At 58.8% G+C, this 19,303-nt stretch carries 18 protein-coding genes; 9 read left to right on the top strand and 9 right to left on the bottom strand.

All coding sequences use genetic code 11. The annotated features are described in order from the left end of the window. Positions 1 to 105: 105 nt before the first annotated feature. From AC2FLA_RS19285 to glyA, 5 genes are all read right to left on the bottom strand, one after another. Positions 106 to 528, bottom strand: a complete 423-nt coding sequence (locus AC2FLA_RS19285; RefSeq protein ID WP_496724439.1) for a universal stress protein — start codon at positions 526 to 528, stop codon at positions 106 to 108. Between the two features lie 78 nt (positions 529 to 606). Beyond that, positions 607 to 1,977, bottom strand: coding sequence for an alanine/glycine:cation symporter family protein (locus AC2FLA_RS19290; protein ID WP_282121348.1), 1,371 nt, complete (start codon positions 1,975 to 1,977; stop codon positions 607 to 609). A 25-nt stretch (positions 1,978 to 2,002) separates the two neighbouring features. Continuing rightward, positions 2,003 to 2,947, bottom strand: coding sequence for a lipoyl synthase (gene lipA, locus AC2FLA_RS19295; protein WP_496724441.1), 945 nt, complete (start codon positions 2,945 to 2,947; stop codon positions 2,003 to 2,005). A gap of 14 nt (positions 2,948 to 2,961) precedes the next feature. Next, positions 2,962 to 4,344, bottom strand: coding sequence for a dihydrolipoyl dehydrogenase (gene lpdA / locus AC2FLA_RS19300; RefSeq protein WP_496724444.1), 1,383 nt, complete (start codon positions 4,342 to 4,344; stop codon positions 2,962 to 2,964). A gap of 11 nt (positions 4,345 to 4,355) precedes the next feature. Beyond that, positions 4,356 to 5,609 (bottom strand): serine hydroxymethyltransferase, encoded by a 1,254-nt coding sequence (gene glyA, locus AC2FLA_RS19305; RefSeq protein ID WP_108860661.1) that lies wholly within the window; start codon positions 5,607 to 5,609, stop codon positions 4,356 to 4,358. 147 nt (positions 5,610 to 5,756) lie between these two features. On the opposite strand from glyA, the gene AC2FLA_RS19310 reads away from it, so the two are divergent. Beyond that, positions 5,757 to 6,359 carry a helix-turn-helix domain-containing protein gene (locus AC2FLA_RS19310; protein ID WP_058273647.1) on the top strand — a complete coding sequence of 201 codons (603 nt, stop codon included), beginning with the start codon at positions 5,757 to 5,759 and terminating at the stop codon, positions 6,357 to 6,359. A 72-nt stretch (positions 6,360 to 6,431) separates the two neighbouring features. Here AC2FLA_RS19310 and AC2FLA_RS19315 read toward each other — a convergent pair whose 3' ends face one another. The 3 genes from AC2FLA_RS19315 to AC2FLA_RS19325 all read right to left on the bottom strand — a co-directional run bounded on the left by AC2FLA_RS19315 (position 6,432) and on the right by AC2FLA_RS19325 (position 8,908). Further along, positions 6,432 to 6,815, bottom strand: a complete 384-nt coding sequence (locus AC2FLA_RS19315; protein WP_058273646.1) for a carboxymuconolactone decarboxylase family protein — start codon at positions 6,813 to 6,815, stop codon at positions 6,432 to 6,434. Positions 6,816 to 6,935: 120 nt separating this feature from the next. Continuing rightward, entirely contained in the window at positions 6,936 to 8,024 is a 1,089-nt protein-coding gene (locus AC2FLA_RS19320) for an aromatic ring-hydroxylating oxygenase subunit alpha (RefSeq protein WP_496724446.1), read from the bottom strand. Then, entirely contained in the window at positions 8,021 to 8,908 is an 888-nt protein-coding gene (locus AC2FLA_RS19325) for a MurR/RpiR family transcriptional regulator (protein ID WP_496724448.1), read from the bottom strand. Before AC2FLA_RS19325 ends, AC2FLA_RS19320 begins: the two co-directional genes overlap by 4 nt. Positions 8,909 to 8,976: 68 nt before the next feature. On the opposite strand from AC2FLA_RS19325, the gene AC2FLA_RS19330 reads away from it, so the two are divergent. The 7 genes from AC2FLA_RS19330 (at position 8,977) to AC2FLA_RS19360 (ending at position 16,942) form a co-directional block, all read left to right on the top strand. Further along, positions 8,977 to 11,430: an FAD-dependent oxidoreductase gene (locus tag AC2FLA_RS19330; RefSeq protein ID WP_496724450.1), complete on the top strand. Its 2,454-nt coding sequence runs from the start codon at positions 8,977 to 8,979 to the stop codon at positions 11,428 to 11,430. After that, entirely contained in the window at positions 11,430 to 12,512 is a 1,083-nt protein-coding gene (locus AC2FLA_RS19335) for an alcohol dehydrogenase family protein (RefSeq protein WP_496724452.1), read from the top strand. The genes AC2FLA_RS19330 and AC2FLA_RS19335 overlap by 1 nt, the downstream gene beginning before the upstream one ends. Further along, the gene (locus AC2FLA_RS19340) at positions 12,509 to 13,087 is read left to right on the top strand and encodes a dimethylsulfonioproprionate lyase family protein (protein ID WP_496724454.1); all 579 of its coding nucleotides are present in this window, start codon (positions 12,509 to 12,511) and stop codon (positions 13,085 to 13,087) included. Before AC2FLA_RS19335 ends, AC2FLA_RS19340 begins: the two co-directional genes overlap by 4 nt. Before the next feature lie 88 nt (positions 13,088 to 13,175). Beyond that, on the top strand, positions 13,176 to 13,460 hold the full coding sequence (locus tag AC2FLA_RS19345; protein WP_496724456.1) for a cupin domain-containing protein: 285 nt from the start codon (positions 13,176 to 13,178) through the stop codon (positions 13,458 to 13,460). Next, positions 13,457 to 14,563, top strand: coding sequence for a mandelate racemase/muconate lactonizing enzyme family protein (locus AC2FLA_RS19350; protein WP_496724458.1), 1,107 nt, complete (start codon positions 13,457 to 13,459; stop codon positions 14,561 to 14,563). Before AC2FLA_RS19345 ends, AC2FLA_RS19350 begins: the two co-directional genes overlap by 4 nt. Beyond that, positions 14,560 to 15,663 (top strand): mandelate racemase/muconate lactonizing enzyme family protein, encoded by a 1,104-nt coding sequence (locus AC2FLA_RS19355; protein WP_496724460.1) that lies wholly within the window; start codon positions 14,560 to 14,562, stop codon positions 15,661 to 15,663. The genes AC2FLA_RS19350 and AC2FLA_RS19355 overlap by 4 nt, the downstream gene beginning before the upstream one ends. A gap of 1 nt (position 15,664) precedes the next feature. Continuing rightward, a complete protein-coding gene (locus tag AC2FLA_RS19360) occupies positions 15,665 to 16,942 on the top strand; it encodes an aspartate aminotransferase family protein (protein ID WP_496724462.1) in 1,278 nt (425 codons plus the stop codon). 228 nt (positions 16,943 to 17,170) lie between these two features. Here AC2FLA_RS19360 and hemC read toward each other — a convergent pair whose 3' ends face one another. Then, positions 17,171 to 18,130, bottom strand: a complete 960-nt coding sequence (gene hemC, locus AC2FLA_RS19365) for a hydroxymethylbilane synthase (RefSeq protein WP_496724464.1) — start codon at positions 18,128 to 18,130, stop codon at positions 17,171 to 17,173. A 107-nt stretch (positions 18,131 to 18,237) separates the two neighbouring features. Between hemC and hemE the strand changes: the two genes are divergently transcribed. After that, positions 18,238 to 19,281, top strand: a complete 1,044-nt coding sequence (hemE, locus tag AC2FLA_RS19370) for a uroporphyrinogen decarboxylase (RefSeq protein ID WP_496724466.1) — start codon at positions 18,238 to 18,240, stop codon at positions 19,279 to 19,281. Positions 19,282 to 19,303: the final 22 nt, after the last annotated feature.

The raw sequence follows: 19,303 nt of genomic DNA on the forward strand, positions 1-19,303 counted from the left end.
ACAGGCATCTCCCACCCAGCAAAATCAACCAACTTACCTCCCAACTCAACGTGCAAAGAATGCAATGGGGTGCGTTTTAATTCGGTCATATCTCTAGCCTTTCGATCAGCGAGACTGGTCACGAACGACCATGACGGTGCAATGCGCGTTGCGCACGACACGGGCCAGGTTTGGGCCAATCTCATAATTCGGGAAATCGCCTTTGGTTGACGCCATGACGATCAGATCAAAGCCGTCCTTGTAGGCCAGCTTCAGGATTTCGCGGTAGACGCTGCCTTCTTCGACATGCACTTGCACGTCAGAAGCGTTGCCGTGATCCAGTATGGCCTGAACCGCATTGCGCACGTGGTCTTTGGCACCAGCGCCGTAGTTGGCAGGCAGGTTCGGCAGCTGGATGATCTCGGGGATGACAGCAACCGCATGCAGTTCGGCACCGTAGAACTTCGCCTGTTCCAGTGCGACCGGCAGGGCCATTTTCCACGAGCGGTCGTCGGTATGGTCAATAGGCAGCAGGATTTTCGTGGCCATCACGTCTCTCCTCGAGATATGGAATTCTATTTCAAAGGCGGGGGGCCGGAATGGCCCCCCGTATTCTTCAGGGCCGGATTACTCGGCAGGTGTTCCACCCGGCTCTTCGGACTTGCCACCCGAGGCAAAGAACTCTTTCGTCAGTTTGAAGACGATCGGGCTCAGCAGGGCCAGGGCGATCAGGTTCGGGATGGCCATCATGGCGTTCAGCGTGTCTGCCAGCAGCCAGATAAAGCCCAGATCCGCGGTTGCGCCAAAGTAGATCGCGATGATCCACAGGATGCGGTACGGCATCAGGGATTTGACACCCAACAGGAACTCGACGCATTTCTCACCGTAGAACGACCAGCCGAGGATGGTGGTGAAGGCGAAGATTGACAGCGCGATTGCGATCAGGTGACCACCACCCGGCAAAGACGTAGCAAATGCCAGAGAAGTCAAAGCTGCACCCGATTCACCTGACGTCCACGCACCCGACGAGATGATCGCCAGACCAGTGATCGAGCAGACGATGATCGTGTCGATGAATGTGCCCAGCATCGCGATCAGGCCTTGGTTGACCGGACCTTTGGTCTCAGCCGCGGCGTGTGCGATTGGCGCAGAACCCAGACCGGCTTCGTTTGAGAACACACCACGTGCCACACCAAAGCGGATGGCGGCCCAGACGGCCGCGCCTGCGAAACCACCTTCAGCGGCCGAAGGGGTGAAGGCATATGTGAAGACCAGCGACAAGGCGTTGCCGATCTCGCCAATGTTGATGATCAGAACTAGAAGACCAGCGACAATGTAAGCGATTGCCATCGCCGGAACCAGTTTACCGGCAACCGCACCGATGCGGGTGATGCCGCCCAGGATAACGGCAGCGGTCAGGACCATCAGGACAACACCGGTGACCGAGGTGTTGACGCCCCAGTTCGATTCCAGAACCTGGGCCACACCGTTGGCTTGTACGCCGTTGCCAATGCCGAAGGCCGCGATTGCACCGAACAGGGCAAATGCAACACCCAGCCAGGCCCATTTCGCGCCGAGGCCGTTTTTGATGTAGTACATCGGGCCGCCGACAAAATTGCCCAGCTCGTCTTTTTCACGGTATTTCACCGCCAGAACGGCTTCGGCATATTTGGTGGCCATGCCCACCAGGGCGGTCATCCACATCCAGAACAAAGCGCCCGGACCGCCCAGGAAGACAGCAGTGGCCACACCGGCGATGTTGCCCGTACCGATGGTTGCCGACAGCGACGTCATCAGCGCGTTGAACGGGCTGATCTGACCATCACCTTGGCCTTCGCGGCCAGCAAACAGCAGCTTGAAGCCGGTGCCTACTTTCAGGATCGGCATGAATTTCAGCCCGACCTGCAGGAAGAAGCCGACGCCAAGGATGAGGACCAGCATCAGCGGCCCCCATACGACGCCATTGATGGCTCCTACGATTGAATTTAACGCTTCCATGGTTTCCCTCCCATTTGCGTTTGGTTTATGCCCCGTTGGCGATGGCCCGCTGGCGGGCCTGCTTGAGGGCGGCAAAATCTTCGTCGGCGTGGAACGAGGAACGTGTCAGCGGCGTCGCCGACACATGCAAAAAGCCCTTGGACCTTGCGATCTGTTCCAGTTGGGCGAACTCCTCCGGTGACCAGAACCGGTCAATTGGATGGTGTTTTGGGGTCGGCTGCAGGTATTGACCTACGGTTAGAAAATCGACTTGTGCCGCGCGCAGATCGTCCATGACCTGACGCACGTCATTCAGGCTCTCGCCCAGGCCAACCATCAAGCCGGATTTCGTGAAGATTTCTGGGTTTGCGCGCTTGGCATCATCCAGAAGTCGCAGTGAAGTATAGTAGCGTGCGCCGGGGCGAACGGTCGGGTACAGATGCGGAACGGTTTCCAGATTGTGGTTGAACACGTCCGGGGCAGCATCGAACACCACATCCGCCGCATCACCTTTGCCCAGAAAATCGGGGGTCAGCACCTCGACCGTGGTGCCGGGGTTCTGATGACGCACGGCACGGATGGTTCGGGCGATATGTTCGGCCCCACCGTCTGCCAGATCATCGCGGTCGACCGAGGTGATCACCACGTGACGCAAGCCTAGTTTCTTAACCGCTGCAGCAACACGGCCCGGCTCGAACAGATCCAGTGCATCGGGGCGTCCTGTTGAGACGTTGCAGAAGGAACAGCCGCGGGTGCAGACTTCGCCCATGATCATCATGGTGGCGTGGCGCTTGGACCAGCATTCGCCAATGTTGGGGCATGCAGCCTCTTCACAAACCGTCGTCAGATTGTGGTCGCGCATCAGGCGACGGGTCTCGTAATACTTGGGCCCGTCGACCTTTTTCTTGCGAATCCACTTGGGCTTTCGCGGGATGACGCTGTCAGCCTTTTTGGCTTTTTCCGGATGGCGGGTGCGAAGCTGGATGGTCATCTGGCTGTTCCCTCTCAGGCGTGGATTGCGCGGCCCATGGCGTCCAGGCAGGCTTCCTTGACGGCCTCGCCCATTGCCGGATGCGCATGACAGGTTGAGGCGACCTCGCCGACGGTTGCGCCCTTGGTCATGGCCAGAACCAGTTCGGCGATCAGGTCACCACCATGTGCGCCGCAGATATGCGCGCCCAGGATTTTACCATTTGGGTCGGCCAGAACCTTGACGGCACCGTCCGTCTCGCCGGTCGAACGCGCGCGTGAGTTGGCCATGAAGGCAAACTTGCCAACCGAATATTCGGTGCCAGCCTCTTTCAGTGCTTCCTCGGTCAAACCGACCGAGGCGACCTCGGGGTCAGTATACACAACGCCTGGAACGGTATTGTAATCCACATGACCGGCTTCACCTGCCAGCATCTCGACACAGGCGACGCCGTCTTCTTCGGCCTTGTGGGCAAGCATCGGGCCGGGGACACAGTCGCCAATCGCATAGATGCCGGGAACCGAGGTGCGGAACGACGTGTCCACCTGAATAAAGCCGCGCGGGTCGAGGGCTATCCCCAGATCTTCCAACCCAAGCCCGCGCGATACGGGGCGGCGTCCGACGGCGATCAGAACCTTGTCGGCTTCGATCACCTCTTCCTTGTCTTTGCCGACCCGGTCCAATGTCAGCGTCAATCCAACGTTGGATTTGTCGATGGTTTTCAATGCGCGTCCCAGCTGAAACTTCAGGCCACGCTTTGACAGGGCGCGCTGTGCGAGTTTTGCTATCTCGCCGTCGATTCCGGGCAGAATGCGGTCAAGATATTCAACAACTGTGACCTTCGCGCCCAACCGGGACCAGACCTGCCCAAGTTCCAGACCGATCACGCCGGCACCGACGACCACCAGATGTTCGGGAACCGTCTCCAGCGCGATTGCTCCGGTCGAGCTCAGGATATCCTGCTCGTCAATCTCGATCCCGTTCAACGGGGTGGGCTCGGAGCCGGTGGCGATCAGGATGTTTTTGGCTTCATAAACATCGTCGCCAACTTTGACCTGCCCGTCAGAGGGGATACTGGCCCAGCCCTCAACCAGATCGACGCCGTTTTTCTTGAACAGAAACGCAATGCCCTTGGTCAGATCGCCGACGATCTTGTCCTTGCGACCCATCATCGAGCTCAGGTCGATGCTGGCCCCCTCGACAGCAATGCCATGGGAGGAGAGATGTGCAAGCTCGGCATACTTAGCCGAGGAGGTCAGCAACGCTTTGGAGGGTATGCACCCCACATTCAGACAGGTTCCGCCAAGCGAACCGCGGCCTTCAACGCAGGCGACTTTCATGCCCAGTTGTGCTGCGCGGATTGCTGCAACATATCCGCCGGGTCCGCCCCCGATGACGATTAGGTCGTAGATACTCATTGAACGGTCTTTCAGTAGATCGGGTGGCTGGCGCAGAGTGCGCGGACTTTTTCGCGGGTTTCGGCTTCGATCTTCGCGTCGCCCTCGGGGGATTGGGCCAAGGCCTCGAGCACGTCGCCGATCAGGTGACCGATCTGTTTGAACTCTTCCGGTCCAAACCCGCGGCTGCAGCCTGCTGCGGTACCCAGCCGGATACCGCTGGTCACGGTAGGTTTTTGCGGATCGCCCGGCACGCTGTTCTTGTTGCAGGTGAAACCGGCACGCTCCAGCGCGGCTTCTGCGTCTTTGCCGGTCACGCCCAGCGGGCGCAGATCGACCAGCATCAGGTGGTTTTCCGTGCCGCCCGAAACGATGTCACATCCACGCGCCATCATGACATTTGCCAGCGCCGATGCGCTATCCACAACGCGTTGCATGTAGTCCTTGAATTCGGGCTTTAGCGCCTCACCAAACGCGACAGCCTTACCGGCAATCACATGCATCAGGGGGCCACCTTGAAGGCCGGGGAATACGGCCGAATTCATCTTTTTCGCCAGCGCCTCGTCATTCGTCAGAATGATCCCGCCGCGCGGACCGCGCAGGGTTTTGTGCGTGGTCGAGGTAACCACATGCGCGTGGCCGATTGGCGAGGGGTGCAGCCCGGTTGCGACCAGACCGGCGATATGGGCCATGTCCGCCAGCAGCCAAGCGCCGACCTCATCCGCAATGGCGCGGAAGCGGGCAAAATCGATCTTTTGTGAATAGGCGGATGCGCCAGCGATGATCAGTTGCGGCTTTTCGGCTTTCGCCAGTTCTTCGACCTGATCATAGTCAATCAGACCTGCGTCTGTCAGACCGTACTGAACCGGGCGGAACCACTTGCCGGATTGTGCTGGTTTGGCGCCGTGCGTCAGGTGGCCACCTGCATCCAGTGACATACCCAGGATCGTGTCGCCGGGGCTGAGCAGGGCCAATTTAACGGCGCCGTTTGCCTGCGCGCCCGAATGCGGCTGTACGTTGGCGTATTCGCAACCGAACAACTGTTTCAGACGATCGATGGCCTCGGATTCAACTTCGTCTACAAATTCGCAGCCGCCATAGTAGCGACGACCAGGGTACCCTTCGGCGTATTTGTTGGTCAGGACTGACCCCTGCGCGTCGATCACAGCTTGCGAGACAATATTCTCGGACGCGATCAATTCGATCTGTTCAGCCTGACGTTTGCCTTCTCGCGCAATTGACGCGGCGACAACCGGATCTGCTTCGGTAAGCGACGTTTTGAACATGGTTTCCTCCTCAGGCACCGAATCCTCAGTACGAAATTTTGTTTCCTATAGTGGAATTCGTGCAGCTAAAGCAACATATATCTCACATTTGTGAAGTTGTGTGGTTTGAGGGAATTCTGTAACCTCTGGTAAAACAGGGAGATATTTATGGGCGACGAGACTCGCGGTGATGTTTCCTCACCGGAAGATCAGGACGAAGGTGAGGTTCTGGGGCGTTCCATCCGCGATGCACGACGTGCAAAAGGCTGGACTTTGGAGGAAGCCGGACGCGCGGCGGGAATCGGTCGGTCCACCCTGTCGAAGATCGAGAACAACCAGACGCGGCCAAGTTTCGACATCGTGCGCAGGCTGACACAGGCGCTGGATATGAGCACCCCTCAGCTGTTTCTGCAGTCCGGGCAATCGGGGATTTCGGGAAGGCGCGACTTTACCCCGAAAGGTGAAGGCGAGATAAAAAGCACGCCGACCTATTTGCACGAATTGCTGTGTCCCGAGCTGACCAGCAAGCGGATGCTGCCCTATATCGCGACAATCAAAGCTCGCGACCTGTCAGAGTTCGAAAACTGGATCCGGCATACGGGTGAAGAGTTCATGTATGTCATCAGCGGCGAGCTGATCTTCGTATCAGAGCATTATCGCCCGCTGCCAATGAAGGCTGGTGACTCGCTTTATTATGACAGCGGGATGGGGCACGGGTGCATTTCAACCAGTGAGGAAGATGCGAAGGTGCTGTGGGTGTCACTCGAATAAGCGCGGCGCACAAGGCATGAATAAAAGCGGCCCCAGCGGCCGCTTTTTTTGTAGGATAAGACGGTCACTTGGTCAGGTGTGGCCCAGTACCTTGCGGGCAACGCGGAAACACTCCAGCGCTTGCGGAACGCCACAGTAGATGCCAATCACGTGGATGATGGCACGGATTTCCTCGGGCGAGACGCCGTTGTTGATCGCGCCTTTGCAGTGAATTTCCCATTCATGCATCTTGCCCAACGCGCCGATCATGGACAGGTTCATCATTGACCGCGTCTTGGCATCGATCACGTCATCGCCCCAGCCAAATCCCCAGCACCACGCCGTCATCGCTTCTTGAAACGGGCGGGTAAAGTCATCGGCCGCCGCCAGGTTCTTTTCCACATATTCCGCACCAAGCGTGTTCTTGCGCTGCTCCAGGCCTTTCAGGAACAGGTCTTCGTCGAAAATATCAGCCATCTATGGTCTCCGGTTCTTCATCGCTTTGCGCGGTGTTCGTAAATGCGATCATAATGTGGGTTCGTCCTGAACTGTACCCGTTCGATCCGATCCTGCAGGTCACTTTCAGGCGCGCCCAGATTATTCCACCGCTTCGCGCATCCATTGTTGCAACCGGGCAATTGAGTGTTCTGACATCACCCCACAACCGGGGTCCAGTACAAGCGGACCGGGGCGATACCCGCGGGATTTCAGGCCGCGATGGACGCTTTCAACCAGATGGATGTCTTCCTCGACTGTGGTTTCCCGGTCCTGCACGGCCAGTTGTCGGATCACCGCGCTTTCGGATCCACCCTCGGTGTACCAGCCGCGCCAGACGGTGCAGTGATCGGCATCAATGGCGCGCCAGTGATAAGTGTTCAGCACATTGCCGGGATAGCATTGGAACGAGAACATCGGCCACAAGAACCATGACTGGTAGTCGCCGGCATGCGGCACCGACAGGTCGATCGGGTAGGTCATCTTGTCGAGGCTTTGGCATTCGGTCGTATGACGCAGCACGTAACCGCCGCCTGCATCGGGCTGGATGTCGTAGGTCTCAGGTTTGACCACACCCTCGGCAAAGGTCGGGTGGTTGGTCGGGCAGTGATAGCACTCCGAATAATTCTCGATACTGACTTTCCAGTTGCAGTTTTCCGGGATTTCGACCCACTCCAGCGGTTCCAGATCGTCGATATGCGGAACGAACGCGCGGATTTCCTCGCGCACGCCGGGGTACCAGTCGTCCATTGGAGCGGCATCGTCGTCGAGATTGACGAAGATGAATCCGTTGAATACCTCGGTCCGAACCGAGGTCAGGCAGATGGCGCTGCGATCAAAACCCGGAACGGACTTGATGTTGGGTCCAGCGCGTAATTGGCCTGACAGCTCAAAGGTCCACGCGTGATAGGGGCAGACCACGACGCGGGTGTTGCCTGCGCCAGTTACCATCTCATGTGCGCGATGCTGGCACACGTTATAGAACGTGCGAATTTCGCCGTCTCGGCCCCGAATGCAGAACAGGTTTTGCCCGGCGATTTCAAAAGCAAAGTAATCGCCCGATTCCCGGACCTGCGCCACGTGCCCGGCAAACTGCCACGTGCGGGCCAAAAGCCCCTGCATCTCCTGCTCGAAAATGGCGGGGTCGGTATAATACCGCGCGTCGAGCGAATGCGTCAGAGGGGCGTTCATTCGGGTTCCTCCGCGTAAAGGCCAAGCTGGTGGCGGCGAAGATGAAACCGTTCTACCCGCTCGACGATCTCATCGCTGGACACGGCGATCACAAAGGAAAGCAGCGTTTCCAGCAAGGCGATGGTCGAAACCGAGGACGGAAAGAACTGTGGTGTGTCGGCGGCAACGACAAAACCGTGTTGTGCATTCAGGATCACCGGGCTGGCCGGGCTGTCGGAAATGCCGATGACGGTCATTCCCTGTTGCCGTGCCAGTTTGATAGCGTCGATGACTTCAGTGCGGTAGGGATGGCAGGTGATCGCGATCAGTACGTCCTGCTCATCCGCCCATGCCAGATCATCCACCGGAGTGGAACCGGGACGCGGGATAGCGTGGAACTGTTTCATGCCGGTTGAAGCCAGATAGGTGAAATTTCGTGCGTTCGAATTGTTGACGCCCACACCCAGTGTGAAAATCTGGCGACAATTCCAGATGTCCTCAGCGGCGGCCTTCAGCTTTGCGGCGTCGATCCCGGCAAAGGTTTCTTCAATATTGCGGATCGCGGCGCCGATCATATCGGCGTAGAGGCCGCCCAGTTCCCCTGACTTGCCGATGTCCTGCAACCAGCGGGCGCGGTCCGGAAATGACACACGTCCCTGCCGGATCGCATCCCGGAACGGGGCGCGAAAATCTTCGTAGCCTTCGAACCCCACCTGCTGGGCCATCCGCACGAAGGTGTTCGGTTTTACTCTGGCGGCCTCGGCAATCTCGCGCACGGTTGAAACCCCAACGTCCGTTGGGTTTTCCAGCACGTAACGCGCGGCCTTCTGCGCCTCGGGCGTCAAGGCGTCCCATTCCTCGGACAGGCGATCCAGAACAGTTGATGATACATTTGTGTCATTCATGATTGACGATGGTACATTTGTGGAATTAGCCTGTCGAGCAGAAACGCGACTCGGGAAGAGGAAAAATCATGTCCGAGAAGAATCTGCCGTCACACGCCCATGTGGTGATTGTCGGTGGCGGCGTCATGGGGGTCGGTCTGGCCTATCATCTGGCGCATGAAGGTTGGGGCGGTGATACCGTCCTGCTTGAAAAAGCCGAGCTGACCAGCGGCAGCACCTGGCACGCGGCGGGGCAGATCACGCATTCGACCTCGAGTTTCGGTTTGGGTAAATGCGTCGACTACAATATCGACCTCTACTCAGGCGCGCTGGAGGCTGAGACCGGCCAGCCGGTGACATGGCATGGCTGCGGCTCGTTTCGGTTGGCCTATACCGAGGATGAGATGGACTGGCTGCGGCATACGCTCTCGGTGGGCCGGTCGCTGGGGTTCAACATTGAATTGGTCGGACCTGAAAAGGTGGCGGAACTGCACCCGTTCTACAATCTCGACGGCGTATTGGGTGCGCTATACACGCCAGATGACGGACATGTGGACCCGACCAACGTCACCATGGCGATGGCAACCGGGGCGCGTCAGAAGGGCGTGCGCATTTTCCGCAATTGCCGCGCCACCAACATCACCCAGGCCGAAAACGGCGAGTGGGTGGTTGAGACCGAGCGGGGCACCATCACCTGCGAGCATGTGGTGAACGCTGGCGGCACCTATGCACGTCAAATGGGCGAATGGTCGGGTCTGCAGCTGCCTATGACCTCGATGACGCACCATTACTTTGTGACCGAGCCGGTGCCCGAGTTTCAGAACCTGGACAAAGAATTGCCGGTGATCCGCGATGATCGCAAGGTCTCGGGCTATATCCGGATGGAGCAGCAGCGCGGCCTGATCGGGATTTACGAGAAAGAGAACCCGAACTCGGTTTGGCACGATCACTGCCCGTGGGAATACGAGAACTGGTTGTTCGACGCGGATTACGACCGGGTGATGCCGTGGCTTGAGGAAAGTCTGAACCGCATGCCGATCTTTGCCGAGTTGGGCATTCAGCGCGATGTGCATGGGGCGATTTCGCATCCGCCCGATGGCAACCCTCTGATCGGGCCGGCGCCGGGTGTGCGGAACTATTGGTGTTGTTGCGGGACGCAGATCGGCATCGGCTGGGGGCCGGGTCTGACCCGCGAGTTGGCACGCTGGATGGTGCATGGCGCGGCCGATATCTCGATGCGTGACTTCGACCCGCGCCGCTTCGGCAGCTATGCCACTAAGGACTGGCAGGTGGTTAAGGCCGAGGAAGACTATTGCCTGCGCCACGAAATTCCGTTTCCCCATTTCAACCGTTTGGAAGGGCGTCCGATCAAGCCGTCGCCTCTCTATGATTTGTTGAATTCCAAGGGTGCTGTACATGAAGAGGTTTATGGCTTTGAGCGCCCCCGCTGGTTCGCGCGGGACGGGGCCGAGCAGCGCGATCACTATTCCTTCCGCCGCACCCCTGCAGATGGCATGGTCGCAGCCGAAGTCAAAGCGGTGCGCGAAAAGGTCGGCATCATGGACGTGACCGCCTTCACCAAGGTCGAAGTCTCGGGCCCTGACGCCTACGCGCTGCTGGACCGGCTGACCGCCAACCGGATGCCGCAAAAGGTCGGCTCAATCACCCTGACTCATATGCTGAACCGCCGTGGTCGGATCGAGTTGGAGACCACGATTGTCCGAATGGCCGAAGACTGCTTCTATCTGGTCTGCGCCGCCTTCTTTGAACAGCGTCTGCTGGATCATCTGGCACAACAGCGCGCGGACGAGGATGTTCACATAACCGCGCTGTCCACCGATTGGTCCGCCCTGTCGCTGAACGGCCCCCGGTCGCGGGACGTGTTGGGACAGTGCACCGATACCGATCTGAGCAATGCCGGATTCCGCTGGTTGTCGGCACAGGAAATCATCATCGCGGGTCATACGGTCTGGGCTTTCCGCATGTCCTATGCCGGTGAGTTGGGGTGGGAGCTGCACATGCCCAATGCTGCCTGCCTCGACATCTACACCGCGCTCTGGACCGCAGGCGAACCGCATGGCATCGCCGACTATGGCAGCTTTGCCATGAACGTGATGCGGATGGAGAAGGGGTTCAAGGGCGCGAGCGAGCTGACCAACGAGGTCACTTTGGCCGAGGCTGACGTGCTGCGTTTTGCCCGCTCCGACAAGGAGTATTTGGGTAAAGACAAAACCCTGGACACTGACTTGCCGTGGGTCTGCGCGTATCTGCAGATCGAGCCGGATGGTGAAATTGACGGCCACGGTGGAGAAGCAGTGATTCTGGATGGACGTGTCGTGGGCTCGACAGCCTCGGTCGTCTATGGGCACACGGTCGGCAAGATCCTGGCCTTTGCATACATCAAGCCCGAGGCTACCGACCCCGGCACCGAATTGGAGGTCGTCATCCACGGCCAACCCCGCGCGGCCCGTGTTCTGGGCGAACCTGCTTATGATCCGCAAAGCCTGCTGCCCCGCACCGACGCTATTTTGGAGACTGCATAATGAGCTTGCCTGACAAAATGAAGGCCATGGTCACGATGGGCCATGGCGGCTTGGAACAAATGGTGCTGCACAAAGACTGGCCGCGCCCGGAACCCGCGGCCGGCGAGGTGTTGATCAAAGTCGCTGCCTGCGGGCTAAACAACACCGACGTCAACACGCGATCCGGCTGGTATTCAAAAACCGTGACCGATGCGACGACAGGTGACGCGTTCGAGGAAGTCAGTGACGAGGATCCGACATGGGGCGGCGCGCCCATCACTTTTCCCCGAATCCAAGGGGCTGATATCTGCGGGGAAATCGTGGCCGTGGGTGGCGGTGTCGATCCTGGGCTGATCGGCGAACGTGTCATTACCGATGGCTGGCTGCGCGACCCGTCTGATCCGGGCAATAAGGACAAAACCGGCTATTTCGGCTCGGAACGGGACGGTGGATTCGCCGAATACGCCACAACATTGGCGGTAAATGCCGTGCCGATCCGGTCCGACCTGTCGGATGCCGAACTGGCCACGTTCTCGTGTTCCTATTCGACCGCCGAGGGCATGCTGACCCGCGCAAGTGTAACTGACACTGACACGGTTCTGGTGCCCGGAGCCTCGGGCGGGGTTGGCGGTGCCTTGGTGCAACTGGCGAAACGCCGGGGTGCACGAGTGATCGCGATGGCGGCGGAGGCCAAACACGCAGACGTTGCCGAACTGGGTGCCGACATGATCATGCCGCGCGCCCCGGAAAACCTGCGCGCGGCGCTTGGCGATGAAAAGGTCACTGTTGTGGCCGATGTGGTTGGTGGCCCCTACTGGCCCAACCTGATCGACGTTCTGGAGCGCGGTGGGCGGTACACCTGCTCGGGCGCGATTGCCGGGCCCATGGTCGAATTTGACCTGCGCACGTTCTACCTGCGTGACCTGACCTTCACCGGTTCTACCGTGATTGACCCCCAGGTGATGCGTAACATCGTTCAGTATATCGAAGCCGGTGAGATCAAGCCCGCCCTGGCCGCGACCTATCCCCTGGAAGAGTTGCGCGAGGCACAGGCCGCATTCATTGCCAAGCAGCACACCGGGAACATCGTGGTGATCCCATGACGATGGACGACGTTCTCGAAGCGGCCCGACAGCTGCATCAATCACATCCTGAGCTTTCAGATTTCGGAGTCTGGCCTGATGACCTGACGCCAACGGATCAGGAGCCAAACCAAATCCCTGCCGTTGAACTGATTCAGCGGACCGGTTTCCGGACCGGGGATGCAACGCGATCCCTTTCAGACGCGATCAGGGCAACCGCACATCTGGCGCGGTGGCAACACACCTATACGGAAGAGGAGGTCGGAGCCGATTTCCTTAATCGCTATGGCTATTATGAGCTGTTCGGCCCAACCGGGCATTTCCACTCGACCCAAATGCGCGGCTACGTCGCTTACTGGGGGGCGGGTCTGAATTACGATTGGCACAGCCATCAGGCCGAAGAACTCTATCTGATCGTAGGCGGTGGGGCGATGTTCCGCGTCGAAGAAGACGAGACTTACGTCGGCCCCAATCAGACACGACATCACTGCAGCTGGCAAAGCCACGCCATGACAACAACCGAAGAGCCAATTCTGGCTTTCGTTCTTTGGCGAGGACAAGGATTGAACGACTTGCCACAAATGGATGCGGCATGAAAACCATCCCGATACCTATCTGGTCATCCCAATGTGGGCATGCCTGTGTTGCGAAATGGCCCAGTATACCCATTGAGGAGTTCCGTCTATGAGACCGCAAGCCGAAGCCACTCAGATGATTGATGACGCCCGCGTGCGTGTGACGCGATTTGACTTTGCACCGGGGGCCGAAACGGGATGGCATCGCCACGCAATGGACTACGTCATCACCGCCATAACCGATTGCCATATGCGGCTGGAACTGCCTGATGGTTCGGTCAATGAAGTAACGGTTGCTGCGGGAGTAACTTATCGCCGCGACGAGGGTGTCGAACACAACGTGATCAATGCCGGGGACGCGCCGATGACCTTTGTTGAAGTGGAACTGAAATGAAAATCACTCGTCTTTCAGTCTACCATGTCGACCTACCGCTTGAGCATCCCTACTGGTTGTCTGGTGGCCGGCTGAAGTTCGAAGTGCTGGATGCAACGTTGGTCAAAGTCGAAACCGATTCAGGTCTGACTGGTTGGGGCGAGGGTACCCCGTGGGGCCACACATATGTTCCAGCCCACGGTCCGGGTATTCGCGCCGGAATTCAGACGATGGCACCGTTCATTCTGGGTCTTGATCCGCGTCGGGTGCTGGATGTCGAACGGGCGATGGATGTCGCTCTGCCCGGGCACCTCTATGCCAAAAGCCCCATTGATATGGCTTGCTGGGATATTGCGGGTCAGGCGGCGGGTCTGCCAATTGCCGATCTGATGGGCGGCGGGTCTCGCACGCCGCGCCCGATTGCCTCGTCGGTCGGTGCGAAGACCGTCGAAGAAACGCGCGAAGTGATGGAGCGCTATCGCAGCCGCGGCTACGTTGCGCATTCGGTTAAAATCGGTGGCGACGTAGAACGCGACATTGCGCGCGTCCGCGATGTGGAAAGTATCCGACGCCCCGGCGAGATCGTCCTTTATGACGTCAACCGCGGCTGGAGCCGGCAGCAGGCCCTGCGGGTGATGAGCGCCTGTGAGGACCTGAACGTGATGTTTGAACAGCCCTGCGAGTCGCTGGACGATATCGCCGCGATCTCGGGCCGCCATGCCTCACCCGTTTCGGTGGATGAAAGTCTTGTGACCCTGCAAGATGCTGCCCGCATTGCCCGTGAAGGGTTGGCTGAGGTGTTCGGAATAAAGCTGAACCGTGTCGGTGGCCTGACCAAGGCGGCAAGGATGCGGGACATCGCGTTAGCGCATGGAATCGACATGTTCGTGATGGCCACCGGCGGTTCGGTTCTGGCCGATACCGAGGCGCTGCATCTGGCTGCGACAATTCCGGATGAAAATTGTCACGCCGTCTGGGCGTGTCAGGACATGATCACCGTCGATGTTGCTGGTGGGCGAGGCCCCCGCAATATCGACGGCCACCTGCATTTGCCGGAAACGCCGGGACTTGGTGTGCACCCTGACGAAGATGCGTTGGGCGATCCCGTCGGGGTTTATCATTGAGGATCATCAGGATAACGCTCTGGGCCGTCGATCTGACGAGTCATGAGACCTATCACATGGCTGAGGGTAAGACCTGCGCGACCGTGACCTCTCATATCCTGTGCCTTGAGACAGATACAGGCTTGAGGGGTTGGGGCGAGGTCTGCCCGATCCCGCATTACCTGCCAGCGTTTGCGGGCGGAGTGCCGGGCGCAGTGACAGAGATAGGCCGCGAGATTCTGGGCATGTCCCCCTTCGGGGTAGATGCGCCGATGCGAAAGCTGGACGGGTTCCTGCAGGGGCATCTCTATGCCAAGTCACTCGTCGACATCGCACTTTGGGATTTGTTCGGACAAGCGACGGGTCAACCGGTCTATGCGTTGCTGGGTGGGCGGACACGAAAGGACATGCCGCTGTACCACTCGATCACCTGCGTCGCGCCGGATGATATGGCGCGGATCGCCAAGACGGCTTACCAGACCGGCATTCGCCAGTTTCAGGTCAAGCTGGGGGTCGAAGGCGACTGGCAGGCCGACGCCGAGCGTTTGACCAAAGTGCGTGAGGCCGTGGGACCGGGGCCTCTGGTTTATGGCGACTGGAACTGCGGTGCGTCACGCCTGCAAGCTACGCGAACGGGCAGGACGGTGGCCCACTTGGATGTGATGCTGGAACAGCCCTGCAAAACACTTGAGGACTGTGCGGCGGTTCGGCAGGCCACTGGATTGCCAATGAAAATCGATGAGAACGCCCATGATTTGGCGTCGCTGCGGCGCGCGCATGAGTTGGGCTGCATGGATGCCGTCGCTTTGAAACTGTCTAAGTTTGGCGGGTTGTCGGCCATGCGCCGGGCGCGTGATCTGACTGTGCATTTCGGGGCCGAAATCTGTGCCGAATGTACCTGGGGCTCGGATATTGTCACCGTTGCATCGCTGCATTTTGCGGCCTCGACCCCGCACGGGTCACTGATGAACACGTGCGACCTGTCATCGTATGTGTCACCACGCATTTGCCCCGACGCACCAAACCGTGAAAACGGCCGGATTGCCCCGCCCGACGGACCGGGGTTAGGTGTTGTGCCAGACCCAGAGGTTCTTGGTCCGCCAATTTTGGAGATCGTTTGAGATGCTGAAAATCAACACCCAATCCGAATGGATCGCCCGCGCGAATGAGGTACTGCCCGCTGGTGGGTTTGGTAATTTCGATCCTGGAATCATCATCGCGCGCGGCGAGGGCAGCCATGTCTGGGATGAAGACGGCAATGAATATGTGGACTACCTGATCGGTTCGGGCCCGATGTTGCTGGGCCATGGTCACCCCGAAGTCATAGAAGCCGTGCTGGAACAGCTGCCCAAGGGTATGACTTTCTTTGCCAACAACGCCCGGGGCATCGAACTGGCCGAGGCCATCGTTGACGCGGTGCCGTGTTGTGAGCAGGTCCGCTTTGTCGCTGCGGGGGGGGAGGCTGATATGTACGCCATTCGTCTGGCCCGTGCCTATACTGGCCGTAGCAAGATCCTGAAATTCGAAGGCGGCTATCACGGGATGAGCGCCGAGGCACAGATGAGTCTGGCCCCCAGCCGCCACGTCAACTTCCCACAGGCGGTCCCGGACAGTGCGGGCATTCCGGACAGCGTGGCCGAGCAGATGCTGATCGCGCCTTTCAATGATCTGGAAGCCGTTGCCAACCTGCTGGCCGAGCATGATGACGTTGCCGCGATCATGGTTGAGCCGTTACAACGAATTGTCCCTCCGGCACCCGGATACCTTCAGGGATTGCGCGATCTGTGCGACAAACACAATGTCCTGTTGATTTTCGATGAAATCGTCACTGGATTCCGTTTGGCCTATGGCGGCGCGCAAGAAAAATATGGCGTGACGCCCGATATCTGCACCTTGGGCAAAATCATCGGCGGCGGCTTCCCTTTGGCCGCGCTGGGCGCAAGCGCCGAGATCATGCAGCATTTCGACAAAGCGAAAGTAGGCGAGGAAGGCTGGCTGATGCAGTTGGGCACGCTGTCGGGTAACCCCGTCGCTTCGGCTGCCGGTTTGAAGACAATGGAGGTTTTGCGGCGCGACGGCATGTATGACCGCCTGCGTGCGATCGGTGCCGAGCTTCAACAGATGCAGGTGGATGCACTGACCGGGGCCGGTATTCCGCATCAGATCTGCGGGGACGAAACCCTGTTCGACATCTATTTCACGGATGCGGACTGTCGCGACTACCGCAGCGCCAAACATGATGACCCCCGCCGCAACGCCATCTACAACGATTCGCTGCGCGCACATGGGATTTTCAAAGCCCCCGGCAAACTCTATCCGTCTCTGGCTGTGACCCAAGCAGATCTGGATCAGACGCGGATGGCCGTTGAGAAAGCGGTTCAGGCGATCAGCGCAGAATAGAGGTCACAAGGTCATAAAAACAAGCGGGCCGCTGTCATTTCTGACAGCGGCCCTAACTGGTTGGATTTCAGGGTCTGGTCTCGCCCCCTCGAATACCACTTAAAAGAGAACGGACTAAAAAAACTTTCGACTATTTCGAGACCGACCCGACTTCACAACCGGTATGAATACTTTATGCACCATCGACGGCACTGTCTCAGTGAAGTAGTTCACTTTTCTTAAACTTTTTTATTTTTTCCAATCAAAAAAGCCTGGGCCTGCCTGTTTCAGCAGGGATTCTGCCATGGCGCGACCTATTTCGGGGCCATCTGCGACCGACCCAGTGGTGTCCTCGGATATGGATTCGGACCCGTCGGGGCGCAAAACCTCACCACGCAGGCGTAGTTGATCACCTTTTATTTCTGCCAAACCCGCGATCGGCGTTTCGCAAGAGCCGTCCAAAGCGGCCAGCAATGCGCGTTCCGCTGCCAATCGCTGCCCGGTCTCAGCGTGGTGGATGGCCTCGAGCATTTCGGCCGCACGGGAATCATCGCCACGACGCTCGATGCCGATCGTGCCTTGGGCGATGGCGGGCAGCATATCTTCGACGGCGATGGCGGTTGCGGGAACCTCCTCCATATTCAGTCGCCGGATGCCGGCCATGGCCAGAAACGTGCAATTGGCCACACCATCTGCCAGCTTCTTGAGGCGCGTTTGAACATTGCCCCGGAACTCGACCACATTCAGGTCCGGGCGACGGTTCAACAATTGTGCCCGCCGCCGCAGCGATGAGGTGCCCACAACTGCACCCTGCGCGAGGTCACGGATCGAGCTCAGGCTGGGTGAGATAAAGGCGTCGCGCACATCTTCGCGCGGCAGAAACGTGTCCAGGACAAGACCTTTTGGCTGTTCAACCGGCATGTCCTTGGTGGAATGCACCGCGATGTCGATATCGCCACGCAGCATCGCCTCTTCGATTTCCTTGGTGAACAGGCCTTTGTTGCCAATCTCTTTCAACGGACGGTCCGCATCAATCATGGCGCGGTTGTCGCCGGTGGTCTTGATCACCACAATCTCGAACGCGTCTTCGGGCAGATCAAAGGCTTTGCCCAGCCGTTGCCGGGTTTCATAAGCTTGCGCCAGCGCCAGCGGTGAGCCACGAGTGCCGATCTTGAGCGGTGATGCGGGGGTTGGCAGGGTCAAAGTCATGGGCACAGCTTTAGTCGCGTCACATTGCCCTGACAATGGGGGCAGAGCTTGACAAATTGCCACTGAGGCATGACCCGTTGCGACAAACCTGACGATTGGGGACAAAGATGGCCGAGACAAAGAAACTGCTGCGGGCGCTGGCTGGCGAAGTACAGGACGTGCCACCGATCTGGATGATGCGGCAGGCGGGGCGTTATTTGCCGGAGTACCGCGCAACCCGGGCGCAGGCCGGGGACTTTTTGTCTTTGTGTTATAACCCCGAGTTGGCGGCCGAGGTGACGTTACAGCCAATCCGCCGCTATGGCTTTGACGCGGCTATTCTGTTTGCTGACATTCTGTTGGTGCCGCAAGCTCTGGGTGCGGATCTGTGGTTTGTCACAGGTGAGGGGCCGCGGTTGTCGACGATCACTCAGCAATCCGATTTCGATGCGCTGAAACCGGTATCGGATATCCATGAAACCCTGTCGCCGGTGTACGAAACTGTCCGAATCCTTTCGCGAGAATTGCCATCCGAGACCACTCTTATCGGGTTTGCAGGCGCGCCATGGACGGTTGCGACCTACATGATCGCCGGTCGCGGCACGCCAGATCAGGGACCGGCTCATGCGCTGCGCGAGGAAAACACCGCCCTGTTCGAAGCGCTACTGGAGCGCATCACGCTGGCCACCATCGAATATCTCTCGGCCCAAATCGAGGCCGGGGCCGAGGTGGTGAAGATTTTCGACAGCTGGGCCGGGTCGCTGAAGGGCGATGCCTTTCAGAAATATGCGGTCGAGCCTTGCCGTGTGATCACGCAGGCCATCAAGCAGCGCCATCCGGACATTCCGGTGATCGGTTTCCCGCGCGAGGCAGGTGATGGTTACATAGGTTTTGCCAAAACCACCGGTGTGGATTGCGTTGCGCTGGACAACTCCGTGTCGCCGGATTGGGCGGTCGAGCATGTGCAGGTGGATGGCTGCGTTCAGGGCAATCTGGCCTCGTCGCATATGGTGACCGGCGGACAGGCGCTGGTGGATGAGACGCGTCAGATTGTCGAGGCCTTCTCGAAAGGACCGCATATCTTTAATCTGGGCCACGGGATCACACCCGATGCCGATCCCGGTAATGTTCAGCTGATGATCGACACGGTGCGGTCGTGGCGGGACGCGTAGAGGGGCCAGCCCCACTCGGATT

The organism is Ruegeria sp. CDSA033 (assembly GCF_059612305.1).

Bases quoted from the DNA above. Each gene is read 5' to 3' on its own strand.
- AC2FLA_RS19285 (WP_496724439.1), bottom strand. From the start codon at position 528: ATGGCCACGAAAATCCTGCTGCCTATTGACCATACCGACGACCGCTCG.
- AC2FLA_RS19290 (WP_282121348.1), bottom strand. From the start codon at position 1,977: ATGGAAGCGTTAAATTCAATCGTAGGAGCCATCAATGGCGTCGTATGG.
- lipA (WP_496724441.1), bottom strand. From the start codon at position 2,947: ATGACCATCCAGCTTCGCACCCGCCATCCGGAAAAAGCCAAAAAGGCT.
- lpdA (WP_496724444.1), bottom strand. From the start codon at position 4,344: ATGAGTATCTACGACCTAATCGTCATCGGGGGCGGACCCGGCGGATAT.
- glyA (WP_108860661.1), bottom strand. From the start codon at position 5,609: ATGTTCAAAACGTCGCTTACCGAAGCAGATCCGGTTGTCGCCGCGTCA.
- AC2FLA_RS19310 (WP_058273647.1), top strand. From the start codon at position 5,757: ATGGGCGACGAGACTCGCGGTGATGTTTCCTCACCGGAAGATCAGGAC.
- AC2FLA_RS19315 (WP_058273646.1), bottom strand. From the start codon at position 6,815: ATGGCTGATATTTTCGACGAAGACCTGTTCCTGAAAGGCCTGGAGCAG.
- AC2FLA_RS19320 (WP_496724446.1), bottom strand. From the start codon at position 8,024: ATGAACGCCCCTCTGACGCATTCGCTCGACGCGCGGTATTATACCGAC.
- AC2FLA_RS19325 (WP_496724448.1), bottom strand. From the start codon at position 8,908: ATGAATGACACAAATGTATCATCAACTGTTCTGGATCGCCTGTCCGAG.
- AC2FLA_RS19330 (WP_496724450.1), top strand. From the start codon at position 8,977: ATGTCCGAGAAGAATCTGCCGTCACACGCCCATGTGGTGATTGTCGGT.
- AC2FLA_RS19335 (WP_496724452.1), top strand. From the start codon at position 11,430: ATGAGCTTGCCTGACAAAATGAAGGCCATGGTCACGATGGGCCATGGC.
- AC2FLA_RS19340 (WP_496724454.1), top strand. From the start codon at position 12,509: ATGACGATGGACGACGTTCTCGAAGCGGCCCGACAGCTGCATCAATCA.
- AC2FLA_RS19345 (WP_496724456.1), top strand. From the start codon at position 13,176: ATGAGACCGCAAGCCGAAGCCACTCAGATGATTGATGACGCCCGCGTG.
- AC2FLA_RS19350 (WP_496724458.1), top strand. From the start codon at position 13,457: ATGAAAATCACTCGTCTTTCAGTCTACCATGTCGACCTACCGCTTGAG.
- AC2FLA_RS19360 (WP_496724462.1), top strand. From the start codon at position 15,665: ATGCTGAAAATCAACACCCAATCCGAATGGATCGCCCGCGCGAATGAG.
- hemC (WP_496724464.1), bottom strand. From the start codon at position 18,130: ATGACTTTGACCCTGCCAACCCCCGCATCACCGCTCAAGATCGGCACT.
- hemE (WP_496724466.1), top strand. From the start codon at position 18,238: ATGGCCGAGACAAAGAAACTGCTGCGGGCGCTGGCTGGCGAAGTACAG.